The organism is Aminobacter anthyllidis (assembly GCF_018555685.1).
Lineage (GTDB): Bacteria > Pseudomonadota > Alphaproteobacteria > Rhizobiales > Rhizobiaceae > Aminobacter > Aminobacter anthyllidis.
Window position 1 is genome coordinate 1 of the sequence record NZ_JAFLWW010000026.1, and the last position, 1900, is coordinate 1900.

Consider the following 1900-nt stretch of genomic DNA (forward strand, 5'->3'; position numbering starts at 1 on the left):
CCGCAGGAGCGAGAAATGAATAATCTGATCGAGAGCGACAAAGTCATCGGGACGGAAGTCTATGGCCCTGATGAGGCCCACATCGGTGAAGTGAAGCGGTTGGTACTGGAGAAAGTTGGCGGCCGAGTAGCTCATGCTGTGCTGGGTTTCGGCGGCTTCCTTGGGATGGGCGAGGATCACTATCCTGTGCCGTGGAGCAAGCTCACCTACAATGAAGACCTTGGGGGATTCCAGATCGACATTACTAAAGATGAGCTTGAAGAGGCCCCCCGATACACCGCCGACACGGAATACGATTGGTCAGACGACAACAATCGTCGGATCTATGACTACTACGGAGCACGGCCTTATTGGTGAGCTCTTTCCGACATTCCGCCCACTGCAGGAAGTCGGCTATTCTCTTACTGCCCCGTTGGCTTCGGCCGGCGGGGCCTTTTGTCGTTTAGAGGTTTGGCCACATCAGCCAGATAGCTGCCGCATTAGCGCCGGCCGCAATGGCCAAGCCGATGAAGGAGCGATGCCAGATCGCAAAGGCTCCAATCGCCATTGCGGCAATGGAGAAAAGCAAAGGGTTCATGAACGTTCGCCTCGCTCGCACCGGAGGATACCGCCAACCACCAATTCCCCTGTCACCGAAAGGTTGCGAGGCTCTTCCCAATGGCTTAGCGCCGCGAGCACCAAGTCTTGGGCAGATGTTTTGCATTAATGGAGAGGCCTATGCGAAGCGCTTCCTCTAAATCGGAAGTGAAGTGTGCGGTGTCAGCTCCGCCGCCGAAATAGTTGACCCGAAGGCTACCGCCATTCTTGCTGAGCGAAATTCCGACAACCCTTAGCTGCTCCTGGACCTCGCGATGCCTCATGGGCAATGCTCCCGGTGGGATATCCCTCAAGCAATATTAGACAGCACTAAACTTCAGTGATGATCAAGAGTTGTATTTAACCAAGGGCCGAAGTGGGTGCGCTGTGCGTAAGAGCACGATGGTCCGGAACTCATGGCGCAGTCGGGCGATTGTGTTAGCGGAGCGCGCGCCCCCTCAGCCGCGTTCCAAGCAGCGGGCCTGCCGTTGTCGCCGCGATTGCGGCAGGCCTCCTGCTGACAAGGAACCTCACATCCGTTCGTCCGCTTCTCTGAGAGGCCACCGCGTGGGCGTGGCTTTGCTCCATTTCTCCACGCCCTTAGAAGCCCCGCCGGGCAATCCGACGGGGCTTTTCCACGCTATTTGGCATTCTCAGGCAAGCTAGTGATTTTCCTTAGGCACCGAGCCCCATGGAACCAAACGCGCAAGAAGCCGTTCAAATCCATAGATAAATTCAGGAGGTCCTAATGGACCAAAGCGTGCACCAGGCGCGATGGATACTTGCGCCAATATTCGGAATTTGCGCCGCCATTTTCACGGCTGGCGTTATTTTTACTTGAAACGGAGGAACCAAGTATGGCCGATGGACCCACTGTAGTTAATTCTGGAGGCGGCGGAGCAGGATGGGCGGTTGCTATCATCGTCATTATCGGCGCTGTGGTCGCATTTTTCGTTTTCTCCCAAGGAAATTGGGGCGGTAGCCGCGATGTCGATGTGAAGATCGAAGCACCCTCCGCACCAGCTGCCCCCGCCGCTCCGGCGGCGCCTGCAGCACCCGCAGCGCCGACCACCGCTGCTCCGGAACCTGCCGCGCCAGCGGAACCGGCACCTGCTCCGGCAGCGCCAGCCGCCCCGGCTCAGTAAATTACGTCTGCGGAGGTCCCTCATCCGCTGTCGAAAAGACCTGTCGGGACATCCGGCAGGTCTTTTCTTGACTTGGGAACGACAGTCATGGCGAGGCGTTTTGGGTTTGGAGCGCACGGCAACGACCCGAACCGTCAGGCGCTCCAGCAGCGAGGCCTGCCGAGGTCGCCCTCCGGCAG

General features: G+C 58.1%; 2 protein-coding genes. One reads left to right on the top strand and one right to left on the bottom strand.

Annotation, left to right across the window (positions count from 1 at the left end; genetic code table 11):
• Positions 1–357 (top strand): PRC-barrel domain-containing protein (locus tag J1C56_RS32665; protein WP_420797455.1); only part of this gene is annotated, 357 nt, incomplete at its 5' end.
• Positions 358–442: 85 nt separating this feature from the next.
• On the opposite strand, the gene J1C56_RS33400 is transcribed toward J1C56_RS32665, so the two are convergent.
• Positions 443–577, bottom strand: coding sequence for a hypothetical protein (locus J1C56_RS33400; protein ID WP_275945203.1), 135 nt, complete (start codon positions 575–577; stop codon positions 443–445).
• Between the last annotated feature and the right edge of the window lie 1323 nt (positions 578–1900).

Coding starts and splice junctions, on each gene's coding strand:
- J1C56_RS33400 (WP_275945203.1), bottom strand. CDS start 577: ATGAACCCTTTGCTTTTCTCCATTGCCGCAATGGCGATTGGAGCCTTT.